The organism is Pseudomonas putida (assembly GCF_001941965.1).
GTDB classification, from domain to species: Bacteria; Pseudomonadota; Gammaproteobacteria; order Pseudomonadales; family Pseudomonadaceae; genus Aquipseudomonas; species Aquipseudomonas putida_L.
Map to the genome: position 1 here is coordinate 1 of NZ_MKZO01000076.1, position 987 is coordinate 987.

At 62.7% G+C, this 987-nt stretch carries 1 protein-coding gene; it reads right to left on the reverse strand.

What is annotated here, in order from left to right:
* Positions 1-987 (reverse strand): PEP-utilizing enzyme (locus PSEMO_RS31240; protein ID WP_256721290.1); only part of this gene is annotated, 987 nt, incomplete at both ends.

The following is a 987-nucleotide window of genomic DNA, read 5'->3' on the forward strand; positions in this document are numbered from 1 at the left end:
ACGACTCGCTGATGTAGCGCGACGCACCGCGGAAGCCCAGCATCGGGTTCTCTTCTTCCGGCTCGTACAGCTTGCCGCCGATCAGGTTGGCGTATTCGTTGGACTTGAAGTCCGACAGACGCACGATCACCTTCTTCGGCCAGAACGCCGCAGCCAGGGTGCTGATGCCCTCGACCAGCTTCTCGACGTAGAAATCGACCGGGTCGTTGTAGCCGGCGATGCGCTTGTCGACGCTCTCTTTCAGCTCTTGCGGCAGGCCCGCGTAGTTCAGCAGTGCCTTGGGGTGCACGCCGATCATGCGGTTGATGATGAATTCCAGACGGGCCAGGCCGACACCGGCGTTCGGCAGCTGGGCGAAGTCGAAGGCGCGGTCCGGGTTGCCGACGTTCATCATGATCTTGAACGGCAGGTCAGGCATGGCGTCCACGGAGTTCTGACGCACATCGAAGCCCAACTCGCCTTCGAAGATGAAACCGGTATCGCCTTCGGCGCAGGAAACGGTCACGCCCTGGCCATCTTTCAGGACCTGGGTCGCGTTGCCACAACCGACCACTGCAGGAATACCCAGCTCACGAGCGATGATCGCCGCGTGGCAGGTACGGCCGCCGCGGTTGGTGACGATGGCGCTGGCGCGCTTCATCACTGGTTCCCAGTCCGGGTCGGTCATGTCGGAGACCAGCACGTCGCCCGGCTGGACCTTGTCCATTTCCGATACGTCGTGGATCACGCGGACTTTACCGGCGCCGATGCGCTGACCGATGGCACGGCCTTCGACCAGCACGGTGCCCTTCTCTTTCAGCAGGTAGCGCTCCATCACGTTGGCGCTGGCGCGGCTCTTCACGGTCTCAGGACGGGCCTGAACGATGTACAGCTTGCCGTCGTCGCCGTCCTTGGCCCACTCGATGTCCATCGGACGCTGGTAGTGCTTCTCGATGATCATCGCCTGCTTGGCCAGCTCGGCCACTTCGGCGTCGGTCAGGCAGAAAC